This is a genomic window from Polaribacter litorisediminis (genome assembly GCF_019968605.1).
In the GTDB taxonomy this organism is placed as follows: domain Bacteria; phylum Bacteroidota; class Bacteroidia; order Flavobacteriales; family Flavobacteriaceae; genus Polaribacter; species Polaribacter litorisediminis.
In genome coordinates this window covers 3558713-3583273 of record NZ_CP082966.1, presented here as the reverse complement: position 1 = coordinate 3583273, position 24561 = coordinate 3558713, and the positions used below count along the sequence as shown (strand labels likewise).

Below are 24561 nucleotides of genomic sequence, written 5' to 3'. Positions count from 1 at the left end.
ATAGTAAAGTAAATAAACCTTTGTTTTTATGGTGTTTAAAAGTTAGTATTGATCAGAGTATAAACGTTTTTTTTGGTACTGAATGAAAACCAGCAGCCTTTACTTTTTCTTCTATTTCCTCTATTGTAACTAGTTTAGACGTATGAATAGTAAATTCTTTTGGAAAAACGGTATTATTAAGCTCCACACTTTTTATTCCTTCTAACTCTAATATTTTAGTTTTAATACTCTTTAAATCATCGCTAGTTTTTGCATTGGTTCCAAATGTTTTGCCGTGGTTTCCTGGTATGATTTTTTTGTCTAATAAACTCATAAGTAGGTCGTTTTTAATTAGTATTTACAGTTTTTGATTCTCTTAAATTTTGTAATTTTTTAAAAATTTCTTCTTCTTCTTTTGTCAGGTTTTTAGGTAAATTCACATTTAATTTTACCAATAAATCTCCGAATTCTGTCGGGTTGCCATATATAGGCATTCCTTTTCCTTTTACTCGGAGTGTTTTTCCTGTTTCACTTCCTTTAGGGACTGTTATTTTTAAGTTACCGGTAAAAGTTGTTATGCCTATTTTACCCCCTAAAATGGCTGTATATAAATCTACAGGAATCTCATAAAGTAAGTCGTTTGCTTTTCTTTTAAAGCGATCATCTTGCTGTACTTTTAAGGTGATGTATAAATCTCCCATTTTTCCTCCTTGTATGCCTGGCTGCCCTTTTCCTTTAATTTTTAATTGTTGATCATGATAAGAACCAGGTTTTATATTGATTCTTAAAGTTGAATTATGAATTTTAAAAGTGCGCTTACTTCCATGATATGCTTCCATAAGTGTGATGGGCATTTCAGCCTGAATGTCACCACCAGAAAATTCTGCTTGTTGTCCTCTAGCTCGCTGTCTACCACCGCCAAAAAAAGTTTCGAAAAAGCTAGAAAAAGTTTCTCCGCCGTTTTGTTGCCCATAAAACCCTGAAGGATCCCCTTGATAAGTACGTCTTCTTCTGGTATTTTGGTTTGCATACTTTTTCCAGTCATCTCCTGTATGTTGATAGGCTTCCCAATTAGACCCTAAAGCATCATATTTTTCTCTTTTTTTTGCATCACTTAAAACTCCATTTGCTTCGTTAATTTCTTTAAATTTTTCTTCTGCACCTTTGTTATTAGGGTTTTTATCCGGATGATATTTAGCCGCAAGTTTTCGATACGCTCTTTTAATTTCTCTTAAAGAAGCGTCTTTTTTAACACCTAATATTTTATAATAATCTTTATATTCCATTTACAAAGAGCGTTATGAGTTGACAGGATATCTGTTGAAAAAACTTATTTGTAATGCTTTTTTTGTTTCGTTTAACAGTTGCTGAACCTTTTTAAGTGAGCTGTTTCTTATTTGTGCAATTTCTTCTAGTTCTTGTATCATAACATCATCTAGAATTTCATTGGTTTTTTTGTAAAGCCATATATAAAACTCATCGTCATCAGAGAAATTTTCAATATGATCATAAGTTTCAATAAATAATTGATCTATAAGATTATTCAAGTTGTATGTAATCTTCTTAAAATGAACTTTTTGAATATCAGTATGTATTATTTTAATGATATGCTTTTTGATATTAGGTTCAATATCTAAGAGTACATCATAGAATTTAATTTCATCTTCTTTCTTCTTTAGGAGCTTTAGTTTAGGAAGTTTTTCCTTTATAGAGCTTCGAAGTTCTTTTCGAATTATATGATAAGGAGTCTCATTGTCCATAGGTTTTGTCTTAGGTTCTAAATTAGAGTTATAAAGATGCAACCAGAAGAAGTTTTGTAAAATGACGAGCGTCAGTAAGCTTTATTTATTTTAGATGGTAATGAAATGAGTTCATATTTTAGAAGTAATATTATGACAAGATGTAATTTTATTTTTAAAAAAATGCCTCAACTGACCCCGGTCATTTTAGAGGCTATAAAGTGACTGTATATTTGTAGTATAATTAAAAAACAAGTTCTTTGATAATTTGATAAAAGATAATTTATTGGATAGTAATATCTAATAAATTTTGGAGTTATTGAGGTGTATTTTTAAGTCTTGTGATGTATATAGAAGTATATAAAGAACAAGTAGTCTTCGATTTACATTTAATATCTTCGAAGAAATCGAGACATTTCGGTGTTTCGATTTCTTTAAAAAAATGATTTCTATTTGCTGCAAAGTAACAGAGATCGTATGAAGTGATTAGCATTTTTCTTTTAAAAATCCGTTTGTAAAAATTTGCTAGAGATAGAATTTTTTAATTAATTGGTATTGCTAGATAAAATAATATGAACTTCATAGAAAACGGAAAGTTTAGGCTTTCCGTTTTTACTCTTTTAAAAAAGAATTAAAAATATATGTGCTTAATAAGACCTAAGCATAACAGTAATAGTTGGGGTTGGTATGAAAATTAATTTTCAGACCATTATTAGACTGGAAGTTTTATAGCTTCCAGTTTTTTTATGAATAGAAATTACCTTTTTTACAAATTGAACTCTTTAAAATATGAAGCAATCTTTAAGTGAATTTACATGATACCAATTCTGCATTGAAATGCCCTCAATAAAACACCCTTTTTTCCTTTCTATTTCAACATAAAAAGAAATCGTAACGAATGCGATGCTTTATTTTTCTATTTTCTATAAAGAAAAAAATCATCATTTTATTTTACAGTAATTTTAAAACAGCATTCATGTAGTCTTCGTTATGCTCATTTTTTTAATAAAAAGTAAGCCATAAAAAGACGATTTATTGTAACATTATTTGATTAAAATAATGTTACACGGCTCTCACTTTTTTATAGAACCAAAGAAAGAATTCCTCTTTTTTAAAGAAATTTGGAAGATGATTATAGGTTTCAATACAGAATAGATTTACAATTTTAGTTAAGATTATTTTGTTTTGAAACTCATAAATAAGTAGTCTGTTCTTTATTGCGGTTATTCCACCGTTTAGATCATAGTGATATACAATTAGTTAAATTATTATAAAATAACAATCATTATTGGACTTAAATAAAATACGATATGTTTAAATATTTAAAAATCAATGCTTAACGAAGGGTATATTTAGGTTATAACTGATTCACGTCATTGATTCAATTAACTTTTGTGGGTTTCTTTGCTAATAAATATTTCAGTATTAATCATTAAAACTAAACAAAATGAAAATTATAAAGTTTACTACTATTATTGTTCTGACACTTTTAACATCCTGCGTAAGTCAGAAAAAATATACAGATTTAGAAAACAGTGTGGCAGTTTGTGAGGGCGAACTTAGAACTACTTTAAACGAACTAGAAACAAAGTCTAACGAACTCTTAGTAATCGAAAATAACCTAGCGAATGAAAAAAATAGGGTGAAGGTATTAGAAAAAGAATCTGATTATTTTAAAAGTACAAACACCAATTTATTAGAGAGACTTTCTGATCTTTCTATTGTCAGTAAATTTGGGGCAGAAAGCATTAAGAAGTCTTTAGAGGCTTTAAATGAACAAAACACATATATTAAAGATTTAACAAACTCTATGCAACAAAAAGATTCTCTAAACCTTGCACTGGTCATGAATTTGAAAAAATCTTTAAATAATTTTGACGATGAAGACATAAATATTGAGGTTAAGAAAGGAGTTGTATATGTTTCTATTTCAGACAGAATGCTATTTAAATCGGGTAGTTATAGAGTTCATAAATCTGCACAAGCCGTTATTGGTAAAATAGCAAAAATTGTCAATGATCACAAAGAATTAGATATTCTTGTTGAAGGACACACAGATACAGTTCCTATCAAAACAAATTGTATGGAAGATAATTGGGATTTAAGTACCAAGCGAGCAACAGCTATTGTCCGGTTAATGCAAACTAATTTTAATGTGCAGCCAGAACGAATGACGGCCGGTGGAAGATCTGAATATATGCCAAAAGACACCAATAAAACTTCAAAGGGTAGAGCATCTAATCGTAGAACCGAAATTATTATTATTCCAAAATTAGATGAATTTTTTAATTTGCTAGCAATGCCAGAAACGGTGTCTTCAAACTAAAATTATAGAAGTTAATAATTAACTTTTTAGAAAACGAAAAGTTCACGCTTTTCGTTTTTACTTTTTGTGATACCAATTAATTTCAAATGAGAATTAGTATAAAATACTTTTTATCATTGTTGTCCGATAAAAGATAAAAAGACCGCTTTCGCTGTTAGAATCAAGAACAAAGACTTGAATGTAACTAACTGAAAAACAATATTATTACGATTTTAAATTTTTCGATACATCATAAATTCTAAAGCGGTTTTAAAAGCAAGGTGTACTACTTTAAAAACTCTTTAAAATCAAGACTATCAAGACTTTAAAACACTTTAGCTAATTTTAATCGGACAACAATAACTTTTTATATAAAAAAAATACTCCAACTGACCTAGGTCAGTTCTTATAGTATAAAGCGCATGTATATTTGCAGTGTACTTGTAAAAGTAAGTTCTTTGAAAGCATTAAAGTGTGGATTTTTGGGTAGTAATATCCATTAAATTTTGGAGTTATAAAACGTATTTTAAGTGTTGTGATATATGTTTCTAGCAATAGGATTATAGAAAGAGCAAGTATTCTTAAACTACATTATATCTTCCAAGAAATCGAAATATTTGGGGTTTTCGATTTCTTTGATAAATGATTTCTGCTTATGGCAAAGTAGGAGAAGTTATATGAAGTAATTGACATTTTTATTTTAAAAATACGTTTGTAAAAATTTGCTAGAGATAGAATTTTTTATCTGATTGGTATTTATAAATAAAATAAAAAGAACTTCATAGAAAACGGAAAGTTCAGGCTTTCCGTTTTTACTTTTATAAATTACAGTATAAATTAAAAAAATAGTAAGAGTCAATTGGGGAATTGAATCGGTATAAAAAGTTTTTTATGCCACCAAAAAGCTGGAGGTTTTTATAGCTTCCAGTTTTTTTATAAATAAGTAATTTCTTAGGCCTTCTGTTTTAATTTTAAAGAATTCTCTTTTTACAAATACAATTCAACTAGAGAATTAAAAAATAAAAGATTCGTTACTCATTCCTATTCAATTTAAATGCACTTATTCAATAAAATATATAGCAAACTTTTTGGAATGGTAGGATTGGCAATCGTCTTATTATACTATCTTAAAGAAAATAATAGACAAAACTTTTCACAGAATAAAATTACCCAAACAGTAGTTGTTGTAAATGACACTTTGTTTACTATTCACGTAAAAAAAAATATCACTGTTAAGCATTATTTTGAATTTATAGACTCTTTAGTGACTCGTTATGACTCCTTAACACCATATTCTTTAACAGAACATCTTTTGGTAAGAGCAAATCCTCGGATTATTGATAGACTTCAAAATACTGATTATTATAGAATGAAAGCCAAAGATTCTTTTGTATACAATCAAAGAGAAATGGTTGTGTTAAAAAAAAATAGTGTCTTTATGGTTCCTGTTTTAGCAAAAGCGGAAGAAATTATTTCTTCGTTTCAAAACACAATTATAGATGTGAATATACCAGAATATAAACTTCGCATTTATGAAGATTCAGTTTTGTTATATGAGTTTCCCATTAGAGTAGGCAGAAATGAAAAGAAATACTTAAAAATGGGCAATAGAGTAACCGATTTAAGAACTATTACTGGAACCGGAAGTATTGTTGATCATATCAGGAATCCTGATTATTACGATCCTGTAAACGGTAAGCAGTATTTTAGTACCACTAGAGATGATAAAAAAGTGACGCGATTACCTCAAATTCCTTTTATTGAAACAGAGATAAATGGTATCAGAAATGGGCAAATGATTCATCCTACCACCAATCCTATTTCATTGGGCAAACCTTATTCTAATGGTTGTATTGCCACTAATGAAGCCGCTGCTTGGCTTATATACTACCACGCAACATTAGGAACTAAAATAAACATTAACTACAATCTTACTATTGTTGATGAATCTGGAGAGCAGATATTATTAGAGGATATCTATGGATATCAGAAGAATTAAAATACTTAAGAGATTTTTAGCATATTGATATTTACAAGATAATAGTACCTAAAAAGAAATCAAAATTGCTTTAGGCTTTTTATTTTAATCGAACAAATAGCAGTTTTAACTAATTTTTTTTGATAAAAAGTAAGCGAAAAAGTAACAATTTATGGAAGGGGTTGTAAGTTTAAATTAGGGTAAAACATTTTTTTAAAAAAAACACGCTAACTGATTTAGGTCAGTGTTTATGCTTTAAATCGCCTGTATATTTGTAATGTAAATAAGAAAAAGTAAGTTCTTTGAAAATATTAAAATAAAGATTATTGGATAGCAGTATCCTTTAAATTTTGGAGTTATAAAACATATTTGAGGTCTTGTGATATATGTTGCTAGCAATAGGAATATATAAATATCAAGTCTTTTTAAACTATATTTTATAGCTTCTAAGAAATCGAAACATTTGGGTGTTTCGGTTTCTTAAAAACGATTTCTGCTTGCTGCAAAGTAGCAGAGGTCGTATGAAGTAATTAGCATTTTTTCTTTTGAAAATTCGTTTTTAAAATTCTCTAAAGTTAGAATTTTTTAACTGATTGATATCGATGGATTAAATAAAAAGAACTTCATAGAAAACGGAAAGTTTAGGCTTTCCGTTTTTACCTTTTGTTAAAATATTTAAAATTAAAAAATAGAGTACCAGTTATTGTAAATGATAATTGGCATATAAGAGTCAATTGGGGGATTGAATCGGTATGAAAGGTAGCTTTCATACTTAGAGGCTGGAGGTTTTAAATAACCTCCAGTTTTTTTTTATACATAGATTATCTTTTAGGCTTCTCATTTTTAATTTAAAGAAACCTCTTTTTAATTGTAGAATAAAGTCAAGGACTATTTTATAGACAATCAAAAAGAAATGCAGAATTGGTATAAAATATTTTTTATAAAAAAAACTCCCTAACTGATCTAGGTCAGTGTCTGTGCTCTAAAGTGCATGTATATTTGTAGTGCAAATAAGAAAAAGTAAGTTCTTTGAAAATTTTAAAATAGAGATTATTGGATAGCAGTATCCTTTAAATTTTGGAGTTATAAAACATATTTTAGGTCTTGTGATTTATATTCCTAGCCATAGGAATATCTAAGTAGTAAGTCTTTTAAACTATATTTTATAGCTTCTAAGAAATCGAAACATTTGGGTGTTTCGGTTTCTTAAAAACGATTTCTGCTTGCTGCAAAGTAGCAGAGGTCGTATGAAGTAATTAGCATTTTGTCTTTTAAAAATTCGTTTGTAAAATCTTTCTAGGGATAGAAGTTTTTAACTGATTGGAATTGATTGATAAAATAATAAGAACTTCATAGAAAACGGAAAGTTTAGGCTTTCCGTTTTTACTTTTTGTTAAAATATTTAAAATTAAAAAATAGAGAACCAGTTATTGTAAATGATAATTGGCATATAAGAGTCAATTGGGGGATTGAATCGGTATGAAAGGTAGCTTTCATACTTAGAGGCTGGAGGTTTTTAATAACCTCCAGTTTTTTTTATACATAGATTATCTTTTAGGCTTCTCATTTTTAATTTAAAGAAACCTCTTTTTAATTGTAGAATAAAGCCAAGGACTATTTTATAGACAATCAAAAAGAAATACAGAATTGGTATAAAATATTTTTTATAAAAAAAAACTCCCTAACTGATCTAGGTCAGTGTCTGTGCTCTAAAGTGCATGTATATTTGTAGTGCAAATAAGAAAAAGTAAGTTCTTTGAAAATTTTAAAATAGAGATTATTGGATAGCAGTATCCTTTAAATTTTGGAGTTATAAAACATATTTTAGGTCTTGTGATTTATATTCCTAGCCATAGGAATATCTAAGTAGTAAGTCTTTTAAACTATATTTTATAGCTTCTAAGAAATCGAAACATTTGGGTGTTTCGGTTTCTTAAAAACGATTTCTGCTTGCTGCAAAGTAGCAGGGGTCGTATGAAGTAATTAGCATTTTGTCTTTTAAAAATTCGTTTGTAAAATCTTTCTAGAGATAGAAGTTTTTAACTGATTGGAATTGATTGATAAAATAATAAGAACTTCATAGAAAACGGAAAGTTTAGGCTTTCCGTTTTTACTTTTTGTTAAAATATTTAAAATTAAAAAATAGAGTACCAGTTATTGTAAATGATAATTGGCATATAAGAGTCAATTGGGGGATTGAATCGGTATAAAAGATAACTTTTATATCCTTAAGAGGCTGGAGGTTTTTAATAACCTCCAGTTTTTTTTTATAAATAGATATTTTTTTTAGCCTTTCTATTTTTGGTTTTAAAAATCTTTTTTTTACAAGAATAATGCTACGTGTAAAGAATAAAATATATTGTATTCTTCTTGAAATCATTGTATTGGATATTTTCTTGTAACGATTTAATGATGTACGGCATTAAAAATAATTAGCAGAACCTTCCTTACAGTCTTTTTTTTGATAAAAAGTAAGCAAAAAAGAGAGGATTTATTATGGCTTTATGGAATACAATATCCAATAAAAATCAAATAGGATGAGTAAATTCGTTTTTATTTCCTTTCTATTTCAATAGAATATACAAAGGTAACGCAACTATGCTTTTATTTTCAATAACATCTAAAGAGTATGTTTCTATATTAAATTAGTGTTGTCCGATTAAAATTAGCTAAAGTCTTTTAAAGTATGGATAGTATTGATTTTGAAGAGCCTTTAAAGTAGTATACCTTGCTATTAAAACCGCTTTAGAATTTATGATGTATCGAAAAATTAAAAATCATAATAATATTGTTTTTCAGTTAGTTACATTCAAGTCTTTGTTCTTTACTCTAACAGCGAAAGCGGTCTTTTTATCTTTTATCGGACAACAATGATATTAAATTTATAATCAATTTTCTGAAAATCAAATTATACCAATTTATAGGTCTAAAATGGTATTCGTATCATTAGGAATCCTATAAATTTAAAAGAGTTGTAACTAAAAGCCGATAACTAAATTAATTCGTTATCGGCTTTTTGGTTTTATAAAAGTATTTTTAAAAACTACATTTCTAATGCGCGTTCTATATTTCCATCCATCAATAATTCAACAGGATTTTCTAACGCTTCTTTAATAGCAACTAAAAAGCCTACAGATTCCCTACCATCAATAATTCTATGATCGTAAGACAAAGCAACATACATAATTGGCTGAATTACAATACCGCCGTTTACTGCCATCGGTCTGTTTACAATATTGTGCATTCCTAAAATACCACTTTGCGGAGGGTTGATAATTGGTGTAGACAACATAGAACCAAACACACCACCATTGGTAATTGTAAAAGTTCCTCCTGTCATTTCATCAATCGTTATTTGCCCATCTCTAGCTCTTATTGCTAAACGTTTTACTTCAGATTCTACGCCTCTAAAAGATAAATTTTCTGCATTTCTAATTACGGGTACCATTAATCCTTTAGGACCAGAAACTGCAATTGAAATATCTTGGAAATCTTGTTTTATTTGAAAGTCTCCATCGATCATAGAATTCACATCAGGATACATTTTTAGGGCTCTTACAACTGCCAAAGTAAAGAAAGACATAAAGCCTAAACCAACGCCATGCCTTGCTTTAAAGTTTTCTTTATATTTTGTACGTAAATCGAAAATTGGTTGCATGTTTACCTCGTTAAAAGTAGTTAACATGGCTGTTTCATTTTTTACAGCAACTAAACGTTCCGCAACTTTTCTGCGCAACATAGACATTTTTTTGCGCTCTGTATGTCTAGAACCATTGGCTGGTTGAGTTCCCATAGAAGGCACTGCTTTTACGGCATCCTCTTTGGTAATTCTTCCGTCTTTTCCGGTTCCTTTTACAGCGGAAGCACTCATTCCTTTTTCGGCCAATACTTTTTTAGCAGCAGGAGAAGCAGTTCCGGTTGCATAGGTTGCTGCTTTCGTAGCTTCTTTTACTTCAATTTTCGTTTCTTCCTTTTCTTTTTTTGGAGCCTCATCTTCTTTACTTGCTGCATCTCCATCAGGTTTAGTTGCACTTGTGTCTATTAAGCACACCACTGCACCCACAGCAACCGCATCACCTTCTTCTGCTTTTAAAGTGATAATTCCACTTTCTTCAGCAGGCAATTCTAATGTAGCTTTGTCAGAGTCTACTTCTGCAATCGGTTGGTCTTTTTCAACATAGTCTCCATCTTCAACTAACCAAGTTGCAATTTCTACTTCTGTAATCGATTCTCCTGGAGAAGGAACTTTCATTTCTAAAACACTCATGGTCTCTTTTTTTATAGTTGCCAAACTTATTTAGGCATTTAATTGATATACTTTTTTAATGCGACAAGGTTCTCAAAACCGTATCGGTATTTTTTTATTTTTGGGCGTTTTAACAGGCTTTACACTGTATCTTTTTTGTTTTGTTCTCGATACAAAATTTCTGAAAAAGAAATTTCACTCGAACTGACAGCAAAAAAGGATGCCGTTTCAATCCTTAACGCACTTACGCTATCTTAAAAACACTATCAATAACTTCTCGATGTCTTTTCTTGAATCTTGTGCTAGAACCAGCCGCCGGAACTGCATAATATTTTCTTGAACGTACTGTTAAATTTTTCAATTCAAAACGTTGCAACATATAGCTCCAAGCTCCCATATTTCTTGGCTCTTCTTGCGCCCAAACATATTCTTCAATAGTTGGATATCGGTCTATAATTGCCTGAATTTTTTCTTTATGTAACGGAAATAATTGCTCAATTCTTACCAAAGCAATATCGTCTCTTTCTAATTTTTCTCTTTCCTCTAGTAAGTCATAATAGAATTTACCCATACAAAAAACTAATTTCTTTACATTTTCTGGATTTAACGTATCGTCTATTACTTCTTGGAATTCTCCATTTGCTAAATCTTGAATGGAGCTTACCACTTTTGGATGTCGCAATAAACTCTTTGGCGTAAAGACAATTAAAGGCTTCCTGTAATCTCGTTTCATTTGACGACGCAATAAATGATAGAAATTTGCTGGAGTTGTACAATTTGCAACGGTCATATTATCTTCTGCACATAATTGTAAATAGCGTTCTATTCTTGCGGATGAATGCTCAGAACCTTGCCCTTCATACCCATGAGGTAATAAAACTACAATTCCGTTTTGAGCTTTCCATTTATCTTCTGCGGCAGAAATATACTGGTCGAACATTATTTGAGCTCCGTTAGAAAAATCTCCAAACTGTGCTTCCCAAATTGTTAATGTATTCGGATTTGCCATTGCATAACCATAATCAAACCCTAACACGGCATATTCAGACAATAAGGAGTTGTAAATGGTCATTTGCCCTTTAGAATCGGGGTTTGTATTCAGTAAATTAATTCTTTCTTCGGTAACGGCATCACGCAAAATAGCATGTCTATGAGAAAAAGTTCCTCTTTCTACATCTTGTCCAGAAATACGAATATTAAATCCTTCTTCCATTAAAGAACCATAGGCTAAATTTTCTGCCATTCCCCAATCTAATTTACGGGTTTCGAATGCCATTTTAGCTCTTCCTTGCAAAATACGTTCTGCCTTTCTTACAAAAGTTGAACCTTCAGGAACTGTAGAAACTACTTTTGCAATATTATTTAATCGATTTTCTGGATACTTGGTCTGTACTACTTGCAACATGGCTGCTTGATCTTCGCGTTCAAAACCTTCCCAAGTAGATTCCATAAACTCTTCTACTTTAGAATTTTTATCTTTTTTAGAGTTGTCAAATTCTTTTTCAAGCATTCTTTTAAATTCATCTGTAATTTCTTTTACATAAGATGAACTTATTGAATTTTGTTTTAGTAAGATATCAGCATAAATATCTTTAGGATTTTTATGTTTCGCAATTGCTTTGTATAGTTTTGGTTGCGTAAAACGTGGCTCATCACCCTCGTTATGACCGTATTTACGATAGCCCAGTAAATCGATAAAAATATCAGTTTGAAACTTCATTCTAAAGTCTAATGCCAACTGCATTGCATGGCATACAGCTTCTGTATCATCGGCATTTACATGTAAAACCGGTGATAATGTTACTTTGGCAACATCTGTACAATAGGTACTTGAACGTGCGTCTAAATAATTTGTAGTAAAACCAATTTGATTATTGACCACAATATGGATTGTTCCGCCCGTTTTATAGCCGTTTAATTTTGCCATTTGCACTATTTCGTAGGCAATTCCTTGCCCGGCAATGGCAGCATCTCCATGAATTACGATGGGTAAAATCTTACTAGAATCACCAGCATATTTTCTATCAATTTTAGCCCTTGTAATCCCTTCGGCAACCGCGGCTACAGTTTCTAAATGCGATGGATTTGGCACTAAATTCATTTTGATTTCATTACCGTCTCTGTAGGTTTTACTTAGTGTTAAACCTAAATGATATTTTACATCACCATCGATATCTTCATCTTCAAAATCTTTACCCTCAAACTCACTAAATAAATCTCTAACTGGTTTTTTAAAGATGTTTACCAAGGTGTTTAAACGACCTCTATGAGCCATTCCTAAAACACACTCTTTTACACCATATTTTTCTGCAGCATCTCTTAACATTACACTAATTCCAGGAATTAGAGTTTCTCCTCCTTCTAAAGAAAAACGTTTTTGGCCTACATATTTTGTTTGTAAAAAACTTTCAAAAGTTACTGCCTGATTTAATTTTCCTAAAATATACTTTTTGGCTTCGGTAGAATATTTTGGGTGGTTCTCGTTTTCATTCAATCTAGATTGCCACCATTTTAATTTTTCAGGATTTCGCATGTACATATATTCAACTCCAATAGAATCGCAATAAATATTTTGTAAATGCTCAATAATTTCTGATAAGGTTACTCTTCCTAAACCCAAAATTTCTCCGGCAGAAAAATAACTATTTAAATCGTCTTTTGATAAACCGAAGGTTTCAATATCTAAAGAAGGTTGGTATTGTCTTCTTTCTCTAACAGGATTTGTTTTTGTAAATAAATGACCTCTTGTTCTGTATCCGTTGATCAAGTCTGCCACCAAGAATTCTTTTTTAACTTCTTGCGGAATTTCTACAGAAACTTCTTCTTTTTCTTTTAAAGAATAATTTTCATTTGCAAAATCATACCCTTGAAAAAAACTTCTCCAGCTTGGTTCTACTGCATCCGGGTGTTCTAAATATTGGTTGTATAAATCACCTATAAAGCCTGTATGTGCTGCGTTTAAGAACGAAAATTTATCCATATTAAAATTTATACTTTTTTGCTAATTATTAAATTTTAACAAAAATACAATTTTTAGTATTAGTGCCCTCGCTTATTTTAAAGATAACCTGATAAAATTTTATTAAATTTTATAAAAAAAAATTTGGCAATATTCTAAAAAGGTATATATTTGCACTCGCTAAACACAATTTTGTGTAGCAAACTCCTCCTTAGCTCAGTTGGTTAGAGCATCTGACTGTTAATCAGAGGGTCCTTGGTTCGAGTCCAAGAGGGGGAGCCTAAGAGTAATAAGCCTTTACAGAAATGTAAAGGCTTTTATTTTTACAGAAAATAAGTTAAACAATGAATTTGGGGGCTATGTCAAATCTAGCGGGCAATCAAATTTTAGTTTACCTCAAATAAACTGCACTATATTATAAAATTTTAAGATTTTTCATGGATATTTGAGTTCCTAATATAGGTAGAATTTTATATCTAAAATATGCAAGCGTAGCATTGCACTAAAGAAACATCAAAATGACTAACTAAATTCGGTTCTATATCCTTTATATTTTTGTAAAATATACAACTCTAACGCATGCGATGCTTTTATTTTTTATAGCATCTAAAGAACATAAATTATAAATTTAGAACGCCAACCATTAGAGAAGTAGAATTGGTATTAATTGATAACCAATTTTTTTAGAATTTCGTCAATCTCTAAAATATAAATTCCTTTAGATAAACTGCTTACATTTATAGTTTGAACCTCAGAATTTATTTTAAAACCAACAACAAGTTGTCCAGTGATAGCATATATTTGAATGGTAGATTGCTTACCTGTATTGAGCCTTTTAAACTATTGTTTCCCATAATAAAAGTACCTCCATCAATATCTTTCATGATGTTTCCTTCTGGCAAAGTTTGTGCAATTAGAATTGATGCGGGCAGTAAAGTGACCAATAAAAGTGTGATAATTTTGTGTAATTTTGTTTCCATTGTTACGCATTTAAAGATTGAATGTTTACTATTAGAAAAAGTGAATTAGATTCATAAACTTAAACTTAGAAAATAACTCCTATATTTTTCTAATTATTTTATTTTTTTAACTGAAAATCAGATTTTAAAGATAGCAAAAATTAATAAAATCCAATTAGTTTTATGTTATGGAAAATTCAAAAGCAGATTTATACCTTAATATTTATGAACAAAATAAACCATTTTATTAACAGAAAAATTAATGATGTTATCTGTAATTTTAAGCGTAGAGCAAAAATAATTTAACTATTTTAGAGGACTAAAACAGTTTCTGAAGCCAATTTAATTCTATAATTTAAGCTTAATATATTTAGGAAAAATTCGGTTTTTAAAATGGGTATTCATGAATCTTCCATCCTGTAGAAATTATAAAAACTATTGAATACGCTCTTTTTTAAAAACCAAGTATTGGTTACTTTTGTTAAAAATTATAAATGAGCAGTCTAAACGATAAATTAATCAAACAATCCTTTAAAGCCTTTCGTAGCCAATTAGAAACGGTAGAAACAAAAGAATTATTGGAAATAATTAAAAACTATAAATTACTACTAAGTCAGTTAGATGCTTATAATGGAGCACTTTTAAGAGATTTAATTGATATTGCCGAAAAAAAATTAAAAACAGAAAAGGTATCCATACAAGAAGGTTTATGGTAAAACCTCATGCATTTTTAGAAGTATAAATAGCCCTATTTTATGTTGTTTTAACCTTAGCATTTTCAGTAAAATTGGCAAGAGCACCGAAGGTTCATAGAACTGCCTCGGAGTTTCTGTTTAAATTTTAAGAAAGCAGTGGTTATTTTTTGGAATGTTGATTAAAAGCCTCTCTTATTTTCTGATCATTTAAGATGTATTTTTTGTATTTACCATCTCGGTATCTGTAATAAATAAACAAAGGCATAAAAAGAAAAGACAAATACAAAACACCCAGTCCCATAACAACTTTTGCTTTTTCGTGTTCTGTGTTCAAAAGATATCCTCCAGTAATCATCCAAATAACAAAGATGATAAACATTATTTTTATTGCTAATTTCATGCTGCAAATTTACAAAAGTTATATCTTTAATTATATTTATGACACAAGTTTCACGAATTTTACTCTTTTTTAAGGTTGATCGTTGATCAGCATATTATTTTATAAAATTATATTTCATCATTATGAAGTCAATTTTCTTATTTTTGGTTTGTTTGATGATTCTTTCTTGCCATCAAAATAAAAAACAAGTAACCATGTCTAAAAAAATAGTCATTGCGCATAGAGGTGCTTCTGGATATTTACCTGAACACACTTTAGAAGCTAAAGCCATGGCACATGCGATGAATGCTGATTTTATTGAGCAAGATTTAGTGTTATCTAAAGATAATATTCCGATAGTAATTCATGATATTTATTTAGATGATGTGACCAATGTTGCCACAATATTTCCAAGTAGAAACAGAAAAGACAATCGTTTTTATGTAATTGATTTTACTTTTGATGAGCTAAAAACGTTGCAAGTTACCGAACGGTTTAATCCAAAAACGGGAGAACAAGTATACAAAAATCGCTTTCCGAAAGGAAAAGGGAATTTTAAAATCCATTCTTTGCAAGAAGAAATTGAATTAATTCAAGGTTTAAATACATCGACCGAAAAAAATATCGGAATTTATCCTGAAATTAAAGCTCCTGAATTTCATCAAAAGGAAGGAAAAAATATAACAGAAATTGTCTTAAAAGTACTTGCGGATTATGGCTATAAAACCAAAAAAGACAACTGTATTTTGCAGTGCTTTAATGCGCAGGAATTAGAACGCATTCGAAAAGAATTAAAGTCAGAATTATTTTTAGTTCAGTTAATAGAGCATCCTAAACAAGCCAAAGAATTAAAACATTTTGCAACCTATGCAGACGGAATTGGCCCATGGTACAAACAAATTTTAGCTTCAAAAGTGAAGGATCAATATAGCTTTACTTCGTTAGTTTCTGATGCGCATCAATTAGGGTTAAAAGTGCATCCTTACACATTTAGAGCAGATGCTTTGGCAGAATTTGATACTTTTGAAGAAATGATGCAAACAATTTTAATAGATGCCAATGTAGATGGTGTTTTTACCGATTTTCCGGATGTAGTAATCAATTTTTTAAAAGAAAACAACAATGAATACTGAAACCTATGCCATAAAACATACTGACGACAAGTTGGTTGTTTTTCAGTCTGAGCAACAAATTTACCACTCTCAATGGTTTACAGATTTTGGTAAATTTGGGTGTGAACTCTTTAATTCAGAGGGAAAATTGATTTTCTCGATAATTAAAAAATTTCAATTTTGGAAATGGAAAATGGTCTATACCATCAAAGAAAATAATGGAAATTTGATACATCTTATTTCTCAGAACAATCGAAAAACAATTTACGCAATTGATTTTAATGAGATTACGTATGAGGTACAAAGTCATTTTAAAAAGAAAACATCTATTTTTAAAAATGGTGCTAAAATTGCAGAAATTGATGAATCTTTTTTAGACAAAGACTTTACAAATCATATTAAACTACAACTTTTGGATAAAAAAGATTTAGAAGTTTGTTTTTTATTGTTCTCTTGCTTAAAAATTGGAGAAATGCAACAAAAACAAAAATCAATACTTACGAGTCAAAAACAATTAGAGGTTAATTTGGAGCCTTGGGATTAAATTCTCGTAATCATTTTCACCTAAGAAGTAACCTCTACTAATTTATTTCTATATGCATTTAGTAGTTTAGACTTTGAAATAAAACCTATATATATTCCGTTTTTTACAACCGGTAAATTCCATGCATTGCTTGTTTTAAATTTGTCCATTACTTTTTCTACAGAATCTGTATCTAGAATGGTTTCGGGGGCAGCTTTCATAAAAGTTTCTACCGTTACTGTTGTATACATTTTCGAATCGAACATTACAGGTCGAATATCATCTAACAAAACAATTCCTAAAAATTGATTTTTTTTATCAATCACCGGAAAAATATTTCTTGCAGATTTGGCAACTGCTTTTTTTAACATATCGCCCAATAACATATCTGGTTGAACAGGTTTAAAATTAGTTTCGATGAGCTCGTCTATCTGTAGCATCATCATTACATTTTTATCTTTGTTATGCGTAATAAGTTCTCCTCTTTGCGCTAATTTATAGGTGTAAATGGAATTAGAAACAAAATATTTGGTAAACGAGAAAGAGATGGCAGCAACCAACATTAAAGGCACAAATAAATCATAACCTCCTGTAATTTCTGCAATTAAAAATATAGCGGTTAAGGGTGCGTGTAAAACTCCAGCCATTAACCCAGTCATACCAATTAATGTAAAATTGGCTTCAGAAACTTCAAATCCTAAACCCGAATTATTAATCATTTTTGCAAAAGCATTGCCCAAAGCACTTCCCATTACTAAAGTCGGGATAAAAATACCTCCAACTCCGCCAGCGGCAAACGTTGTACTCATGGCAATTGCCTTAAAAAAAGTAATGAGCAGTAATAGAAGAATTACCATCCAAATATTATCATGATCAAAAGAAAAGGGAGTATTGCCAATGGCTGCGATATGATTTCCTTTTAGTAAATTGTTGATTAATCCATATCCTTCACCATATAAAGAAGGCATTAAATATAAAATAAAAGCGATAATGAAACTCCCTATTAGCAATCGTACATATCGTTTTTTAAATTGATAAAAGAACTTTCTGATGGCAAAATAGACTACTGAAAAATAAATGGAAATAATACCTGTAAAGATTCCAAAAATAGCATAAAAACCTAATTCGTTAATTTCGAATTTATCATTTAGTTCAAAACCCAACAAAACCTCTGAGCCTAAAAAAAAGTACGAAGTAATAATGGCAGAAATAGATGCCAACAGCAACGGCACCAAAGAAACAAAGGCAATGTCTAAACTAAAGACTTCTAAGGCAAAAACAATTCCGGCAATAGGCGCTTTAAACATAGAAGACATGGCGCCTGCAGTTGCACAGCCTATTAAAAGCATCCTTGTTTTTGTGCTCATATGAAACAGCTGAGAGGTGTAGGAGGCTAAAGCTGTTCCTGCACTCACTGCGGGGCCCTGTAAACCTACAGAACCACCAAAACCAACCGTTAAAGGCGCCGTTAGTAATGAAGCATAGATGTTGTATTTAGGAATAATTCCTTTTCTTTTAGAAATAGCAAAAAGTGTCGTAGAAATACCATGCCCAATGTGTTTTTTTAACCAATTCTTTTTGATAATGGCAACAAGGATCAAACCAATTATGGGATACACAAAATATAAAGAATTTTCAGATTTCTTTAAAAAATCTACCGATAAGAGCAACTGAATATAGTGTGTAAAGTTTTTTAAGAAAACAGTTCCCAATCCTGCTAAAAAACCAACCAAAATACTTAAAATATATAAAAATTGTCGTTCAGAAATTGTTTTATACCTCCAAATGAGAATTTTCTTAAATATTTTTTTTCTTGATACCATTGTTTTTTGTTGCTGTCATTTAATGCAAATAAATAGAAATTAATGCTAGTAATTTACTCTAAATTACTGCATCTGTAAACCTACTTTTTATGCTTAAAGATCCATCTATGTTTTTTACTTTATCATTATTTTAAAAAACCGTTTGCTCTAATTTCTTTATGAATGGAAATAATATCCTCCGGAATTTCTGTACGATGAAGCCAGTTGATATCCAATCCATTTTTTATAGCCGTATCCATCAAAAATTGATTGTCTGCAATTAGTTCTGCAAATTGTTTTAAATGCGGCTCAAGTTCCATTAAAAAATCATCGTCTAATTTATGAATAAGCAATAAAATTTTAAAAGCTCTAGCGATAACGCCAACACAGAATTTCCTTCTTTTTACAAGCGGGCGACTTTCTAAAATAAAATTTCTATTGATGGATAAAATTTCATTAATCATTATTAAATTCAAATACGCCTCCCCAAATTTATCTTTGGTAATTTTTACATGTTGTGTTATTAAACCACTATACTCTCGTACATCCCAATTTAAATAACCTATTGAATAATGCCCACTTTCTGCTTCTTTTTTTATTCTATACAGCAGATTGGTTTCTAATTTATCTCTTTGTTCTTCTACCGTATTTGTGCCGATTAGCTCAAAAAGTAAACGATTTGCCAAAACCACATCTTTTTTTAATAAGCGTAAAATTAATTTATCTTTTTCTTTCGATGGCAAATGACTTAAAGCTTCTTTAAATTCTTTTGGAAATGTCATGCTACTCTTTTTTTGTGATTAAAGTATCGGTTCCTAAATACCCATCATTTTTATTATAATACCAAGCTCTGTTTTTAGGTATTTTAATATGATTGATGGTTTCTAAACCAGATAAGACTATATATTCTCCGTCCTTTTGAGACTCGTCTTTAAAAAACTGATACACCTCCATGGCATAGGTTTTTGGATTAAAATAAAAGTACCAAGTATCTTTACCAATCTCTTTTAGATAGGTTACTTTTAAAACCAAGTATTCATTTCCTTGAAACTTCTTTTTTGTTACTTTTTGGTGAATGATTGTGCCTTCATCTTTTAATTTCATGGGCAAACCATACAAATAGGTATAGTAATTTTTATACAATTTTGCCCGCTCACAACTTAGTCCAAATTGCTTTTTTTTCTCTTCGGATGGAGCTTTATCCCCATTAATTGCCATAGAACAAACACCTTTGTTTATAACATATTCAGAGGTAATGGTATCTTTTACAGCCACCATAGAAAAATATTCTTTGGGTAAATTTATATGAATGTTACTTTTTCTATCTGAACTTTTTGGTGTTTCCATGGTCACAAAAAATTCAGCATTAAAAGTTGCCCAATTTCCTTTTGGATCGTGAAATTTTATGGCTTTTTCTAGCAGCTCATCACCCGTAATTTTTTGCGCAAAACTAATTATTGAAGTAAAAAGGAGTAAAAGTGTAATAAGGTGTTTCATCCTTTAAAAATAGTAAAAAATTAGCAGTAAAAAAGAGCTCAAAGGTTTTAATACTGAATCAAGTTCAGCACAAGAAACTTGTGAGCTCTTCATATTTACAAATTATTTGTTATGCTTTCATATCTAGCTTCAAACTCAATTCTTTTAACTGCGCATCATCAATAAAAGCAGGCGCATCAATCATTACATCACGTCCAGAATTGTTTTTTGGAAATGCAATAAAATCTCTTATAGTTTCTTGGCCGCCTAAAATGGCCACCAATCTGTCCAAACCAAAAGCCAAACCACCGTGCGGTGGCGCTCCATATTCAAAAGCATCCATTAAAAAGCCAAATTGTGCTTTGGCATCTTCTTCAGAAAAACCTAAATGACGCAACATGGTTGCTTGCATTTTTTTGTCATGAATTCTAATAGAACCTCCACCAATTTCATTTCCGTTTAAGACCAAATCATAAGCATTTGCTTTTACAGCGCCAGGATCTGTGTCTAACAATGCTAGTTGTCCAGGTTTTGGTGAAGTAAAAGGATGGTGCATGGCATGGTAATGACCTGTTTCTTCATCTAATTCTAACAACGGAAAATCAATTATCCAAAGTGGCGCAAATACTTTAGGATCTCTCAAGCCTAAACGCTCTGCCAATTCCATTCTTAAAGCAGATAGTTGTGTTCTTACTTTATTGGTTTCGCCAGACAAAACTAACATTAAATCACCTTTTTCTGCTTTCATTTCATTTGCAAAAAACCTTAAATAATCTTCATCAAAAAACTTATTTACTGAAGATTTTACATTTCCATTTTCTTCATGTTTTATCCAAATTAAACCGGAAGCACCAATTTGAGGTCTTTTTACCCAGTTTACCAATTCATCAATTTGCTTTCTAGTATAATTTGCACAACCTTTTACAGTAATTCCAACAACCAGTTCTGCATCATCAAAAATTGAAAACCCAAACGTTTCCCCTTTGGGGATTAAGGGGCAAAACTCCATCCCAAAACGGATATCTGGTTTGTCATTTCCGTACAAACGCATGGCATCATCATATAACATTCTTGGAAATTTCTCTACCTCAACATTATTAACTTCTTTTAATAAATGACGGGTTAATCCTTCAAAAACATTTAAAATATCCTCTTGCTCCACAAACGCCATTTCACAATCAATTTGTGTAAATTCTGGTTGTCTGTCAGCACGTAAATCTTCATCTCTAAAGCATTTTACAATCTGAAAATACTTGTCCATTCCGCCAACCATCAACAATTGTTTAAAAGTTTGCGGACTTTGAGGTAAGGCATAAAATTGCCCTTCATTCATTCTACTTGGCACCACAAAATCTCTGGCACCTTCTGGAGTAGATTTGATTAAATACGGAGTTTCCACTTCAATAAATTCTTGATCAGACAAGTATTTACGAACTTCCATGGCTACTTTATGACGAAAAATTAAACTGTCTTTTACAGGATTTCTGCGGATATCTAAATACCTATATTTCATTCGGATGTCTTCTCCTCCGTCCGTTTTATCTTCAATGGTAAAAGGTGGGGTTACCGACGCGTTTAAAATCTCTAGTTTAGAAACTAAAACTTCAATGGCGCCCGTTGTCATTTTTGCGTTTTTAGATTCTCGCTCAATCACGGTTCCTGTAACTTGTATTACAAATTCTCTTCCTAGAGATTTTGCTTTTTCCATCATTTCTTTCGGTGTGCGTTCTTCATCAAAAATTAACTGTGTAATTCCATATCTGTCTCGCAAATCAACCCAAATGACAAACCCTTTATCACGCGATTTTTGTACCCAACCAGATAAAGTTACCTCTGTATTTACATGCGATGCTCTTAACTCGCCACAAGAATGACTTCTATACATTTTCTTCTAAAATTTAGGCTACAAAACTAAACATTTTTGACTGAATAATAATCTTTTGGGCGTTCATTTCTAAACAGAAATACCCCGCTTTTCGCTATATCTTTTTGTAAAAAACAAAAAGGATGTCGCTTCAATCGGTAACGCGAAATTAGTTTTGTAGATTTGTTGATATGGGCGCAATAAACATTCAAGAAAAATTAAATTTATTTTCAGATCATTGGTCACCTAAAAAGGTAGGCGAATTAAATGGACAACAAATTTTATTGGCAAAATTAAAAGGCGAATTTATTTGGCATACAAACGAAAATGAAGATGAGTTTTTTATGGTAATCAAGGGCTCATTAGACATTGAGTTCAAAGACAAAACCATCACTTTACATAAAGGTGAATTTTTTATTGTTCCGAGAGGTGTTGAACACAAACCTATTGCCAAAGAAGAAGTTCATGTTTTATTATTTGAACCGCTTTCTATAAAACATACAGGAAATGTGATGGCAGATATTACTGTGGAGAATTATGAACGTATTTAAAATCATAATTACAATAGTAGTTATTATGAAATATTGACAATAATCATAATTATAATTATTTAATTATGACTTTTTAATATATTTACATAATAAAAGAATTCTTATTATGATAAATTTTAATTCAGGGTTCTATCAAAATCAAGGATATTACAAAAGTTTTCAACCTACTCAAATTAATAGAGATTGGATGATAAGTGATATGAAACTGATTCAATTATTAAGCCTTGCAGATAGACAATTAGGAAGATTAGATATGCATTCTGAATATGTAAATATCGATTTATTTACACAAATGCACATTGCAAAAGAAGCTACACAATCCTCAAAAATAGAAGGTACACAAACGAATATGGAGGAAGTCTTTCTTAAAAAAGAAGATATCTCAAGCGAAAAAAGAGATGATTGGGAAGAAGTACAGAATTATATTCAGGCAATGAATCACGCTGTAAGTTTGCTGCATACACTTCCTTTTTCAAGTCGTTTGATAAAACAAACTCATAAAATTTTATTACAAGGCGTTAGGGGCAATCATAAATTACCAGGAGAATATAGAACCAGTCAAAATTGGATTGGAGGAGCTTCTATAAATGATGCAGTTTTTATACCTCCTATTCACAACACAGTCATAGAATTGATTTCTGATATAGAAAAGTTTGCAAACGATTTAGAAAACCCGATGCCAGATTTGTTAAAAATAGCTTTGATTCATTATCAATTTGAAACAATACACCCTTTTTTAGATGGAAATGGCAGAGTAGGCAGATTATTAATTACGCTGTATTTGGTTAGTAAAGGCATTCTTAAAAGACCTATTTTATATTTATCAGATTTTTTTGAAAAACATAGAAGTTTGTATTATGATAATTTAATGAGAGTCAGAACACATAATGATATTAACCAATGGTTTAAGTTTTTTTTAACTGGAATAATAGAAACTTCAAAAAAAGGAGTACTAACTTTTAATGCAATTATGCATCTTTCAAAATCCACGGAAGAGAACATTGCTGAATTAGGAGCAAGAAGTTCTGACGCCCATAAAATAGTAGATTATTTATACAGCAATCCTGTTATTGATGCACAAAAAGTCGCTGAAATTATAGAGAAAAACCCACAATCTGCATACCAATTGATAAGTAAACTTGAGAATTTAAAAATCTTAAAGGAAATAACAGGTTCTCAAAGAAATCGTCTTTATATTTTTGATGATTATTTAGACATTTTTAACCACTAATTATTATGAGTAAACTATATTTAGTACCCACACCCATTGGTAATTTAGAAGACATGACTTTTAGAGCCATCAGAATTCTAAAAGAAGTCGATTTTATTTTAGCAGAAGACACACGCACCAGCGGAAAACTTTTAAAACATTTTGAAATCACCACTCAAATGCACAGTCATCATATGCATAATGAGCATAAATCGGTTAAAGGTGTGGTGCAAAGAATACAAAATGGAGAAACCTGTGCTTTAATTTCCGATGCTGGCACTCCAGCTATTTCAGACCCTGGGTTTTTATTGACAAGAGCCTGTGTAGAAAACAATATTGAAGTAGATTGTTTACCAGGTGCAACGGCTTTTGTTCCTGCGTTGGTAAATTCGGGTTTGCCCAATGACAAGTTTGTTTTTGAGGGTTTTTTGCCTGTAAAAAAAGGAAGACAAACACGTTTTTTGCTTTTATCCGAAGAAAGGAGAACCATGATTTTTTACGAATCTCCGCATAAATTAGTCAAAACACTGGGCCATTTTATAGAATATTTTGGCGCTGACAGGCAAGTTTCTGTTTCAAGAGAACTCACAAAAATGTTTGAGGAAACTGTAAGGGGAACTGCTACTGAAGTTTTAGCGCATTATACAAATAAACCACCAAAAGGGGAGATTGTTATTGTTGTTGAAGGGAAGAAATAGCTATTGATTATTGGAAGATAAATAGTACTCTTCGAAAAGACCTCACAGGTTTTGAAAACCTGTGAGGTCTGAAATTGGGAATGTAA

20 protein-coding genes and 1 tRNA gene are annotated in these 24561 nt (G+C 30.6%); 9 read left to right on the top strand and 12 right to left on the bottom strand.

Annotated elements, in window-relative coordinates; genetic code table 11:
- Nucleotides 1-52: 52 nt before the first annotated feature.
- The 3 genes from K8354_RS15245 to K8354_RS15235 are packed head-to-tail and all read right to left on the bottom strand — an operon-like array spanning nt 53 to nt 1739.
- A complete protein-coding gene (locus K8354_RS15245; protein WP_223442427.1) occupies nt 53-313 on the bottom strand; it encodes a heavy-metal-associated domain-containing protein in 261 nt (86 codons plus the stop codon).
- 13 nt (nt 314-326) lie between these two features.
- Nucleotides 327-1265 carry a DnaJ C-terminal domain-containing protein gene (locus K8354_RS15240; RefSeq protein WP_223442425.1) on the bottom strand — a complete coding sequence of 313 codons (939 nt, stop codon included), beginning with the start codon at nt 1263-1265 and terminating at the stop codon, nt 327-329.
- Between the two features lie 12 nt (nt 1266-1277).
- A complete protein-coding gene (locus K8354_RS15235; protein WP_223442423.1) occupies nt 1278-1739 on the bottom strand; it encodes a hypothetical protein in 462 nt (153 codons plus the stop codon).
- A 1426-nt stretch (nt 1740-3165) separates the two neighbouring features.
- Between K8354_RS15235 and K8354_RS15230 the strand changes: the two genes are divergently transcribed.
- Nucleotides 3166-4044, top strand: a complete 879-nt coding sequence (locus K8354_RS15230; RefSeq protein WP_223442421.1) for an OmpA/MotB family protein — start codon at nt 3166-3168, stop codon at nt 4042-4044.
- 1033 nt (nt 4045-5077) lie between these two features.
- A complete protein-coding gene (locus tag K8354_RS15225; protein ID WP_223442418.1) occupies nt 5078-6022 on the top strand; it encodes a L,D-transpeptidase in 945 nt (314 codons plus the stop codon).
- A 3022-nt stretch (nt 6023-9044) separates the two neighbouring features.
- On the opposite strand, the gene odhB is transcribed toward K8354_RS15225, so the two are convergent.
- Together odhB and K8354_RS15215 are read right to left on the bottom strand one after the other, a co-directional pair.
- Nucleotides 9045-10268 (bottom strand): 2-oxoglutarate dehydrogenase complex dihydrolipoyllysine-residue succinyltransferase, encoded by a 1224-nt coding sequence (gene odhB / locus K8354_RS15220; RefSeq protein WP_223442415.1) that lies wholly within the window; start codon nt 10266-10268, stop codon nt 9045-9047.
- A 223-nt stretch (nt 10269-10491) separates the two neighbouring features.
- Nucleotides 10492-13227 (bottom strand): 2-oxoglutarate dehydrogenase E1 component, encoded by a 2736-nt coding sequence (locus tag K8354_RS15215; RefSeq protein WP_223442413.1) that lies wholly within the window; start codon nt 13225-13227, stop codon nt 10492-10494.
- Between the two features lie 184 nt (nt 13228-13411).
- On the opposite strand from K8354_RS15215, the gene K8354_RS15210 reads away from it, so the two are divergent.
- Nucleotides 13412-13485, top strand: a tRNA-Asn gene (locus K8354_RS15210).
- A 384-nt stretch (nt 13486-13869) separates the two neighbouring features.
- Here K8354_RS15210 and K8354_RS18865 read toward each other — a convergent pair.
- Nucleotides 13870-13998 (bottom strand): T9SS type A sorting domain-containing protein, encoded by a 129-nt coding sequence (locus K8354_RS18865; RefSeq protein WP_367890433.1) that lies wholly within the window; start codon nt 13996-13998, stop codon nt 13870-13872.
- Nucleotides 13965-14186: a hypothetical protein gene (locus K8354_RS15200; RefSeq protein ID WP_223442409.1), complete on the bottom strand. Its 222-nt coding sequence runs from the start codon at nt 14184-14186 to the stop codon at nt 13965-13967. Before K8354_RS15200 ends, K8354_RS18865 begins: the two co-directional genes overlap by 34 nt.
- Nucleotides 14187-14659: 473 nt before the next feature.
- Between K8354_RS15200 and K8354_RS15195 the strand changes: the two genes are divergently transcribed.
- The gene (locus K8354_RS15195; RefSeq protein ID WP_223442407.1) at nt 14660-14881 is read left to right on the top strand and encodes a hypothetical protein; all 222 of its coding nucleotides are present in this window, start codon (nt 14660-14662) and stop codon (nt 14879-14881) included.
- A gap of 139 nt (nt 14882-15020) precedes the next feature.
- Here K8354_RS15195 and K8354_RS15190 read toward each other — a convergent pair whose 3' ends face one another.
- Entirely contained in the window at nt 15021-15260 is a 240-nt protein-coding gene (locus K8354_RS15190; RefSeq protein ID WP_223442404.1) for a hypothetical protein, read from the bottom strand.
- Between the two features lie 122 nt (nt 15261-15382).
- Here K8354_RS15190 and glpQ point away from each other — a divergent pair, with 122 nt between their 5' ends.
- The gene (gene glpQ / locus K8354_RS15185; RefSeq protein ID WP_223442402.1) at nt 15383-16372 is read left to right on the top strand and encodes a glycerophosphodiester phosphodiesterase; all 990 of its coding nucleotides are present in this window, start codon (nt 15383-15385) and stop codon (nt 16370-16372) included.
- Complete coding sequence (locus K8354_RS15180; protein WP_223442401.1) at nt 16362-16895, top strand: tubby C-terminal domain-like protein; 534 nt, start codon at nt 16362-16364, stop codon at nt 16893-16895. Before glpQ ends, K8354_RS15180 begins: the two co-directional genes overlap by 11 nt.
- A gap of 20 nt (nt 16896-16915) precedes the next feature.
- Here K8354_RS15180 and K8354_RS15175 read toward each other — a convergent pair whose 3' ends face one another.
- The 4 genes from K8354_RS15175 to aspS all read right to left on the bottom strand — a co-directional run bounded on the left by K8354_RS15175 (nt 16916) and on the right by aspS (nt 22037).
- Entirely contained in the window at nt 16916-18697 is a 1782-nt protein-coding gene (locus tag K8354_RS15175) for a chloride channel protein (protein WP_223442399.1), read from the bottom strand.
- A gap of 125 nt (nt 18698-18822) precedes the next feature.
- Nucleotides 18823-19458: a hypothetical protein gene (locus K8354_RS15170; protein WP_223442397.1), complete on the bottom strand. Its 636-nt coding sequence runs from the start codon at nt 19456-19458 to the stop codon at nt 18823-18825.
- 1 nt (nt 19459) lies between these two features.
- Entirely contained in the window at nt 19460-20173 is a 714-nt protein-coding gene (locus K8354_RS15165) for a DUF6503 family protein (protein ID WP_223442396.1), read from the bottom strand.
- A gap of 109 nt (nt 20174-20282) precedes the next feature.
- Nucleotides 20283-22037 carry an aspartate--tRNA ligase gene (gene aspS / locus K8354_RS15160; RefSeq protein WP_223442394.1) on the bottom strand — a complete coding sequence of 585 codons (1755 nt, stop codon included), beginning with the start codon at nt 22035-22037 and terminating at the stop codon, nt 20283-20285.
- Nucleotides 22038-22207: 170 nt separating this feature from the next.
- On the opposite strand from aspS, the gene K8354_RS15155 reads away from it, so the two are divergent.
- The 3 genes from K8354_RS15155 (at nt 22208) to rsmI (ending at nt 24475) form a co-directional block, all read left to right on the top strand.
- The gene (locus tag K8354_RS15155) at nt 22208-22567 is read left to right on the top strand and encodes a cupin domain-containing protein (protein WP_223442393.1); all 360 of its coding nucleotides are present in this window, start codon (nt 22208-22210) and stop codon (nt 22565-22567) included.
- Between the two features lie 106 nt (nt 22568-22673).
- Nucleotides 22674-23798 (top strand): Fic family protein, encoded by a 1125-nt coding sequence (locus K8354_RS15150; RefSeq protein ID WP_223442391.1) that lies wholly within the window; start codon nt 22674-22676, stop codon nt 23796-23798.
- A 5-nt stretch (nt 23799-23803) separates the two neighbouring features.
- A complete protein-coding gene (rsmI, locus tag K8354_RS15145) occupies nt 23804-24475 on the top strand; it encodes a 16S rRNA (cytidine(1402)-2'-O)-methyltransferase (RefSeq protein WP_223442388.1) in 672 nt (223 codons plus the stop codon).
- Nucleotides 24476-24561 lie beyond the last annotated feature (86 nt).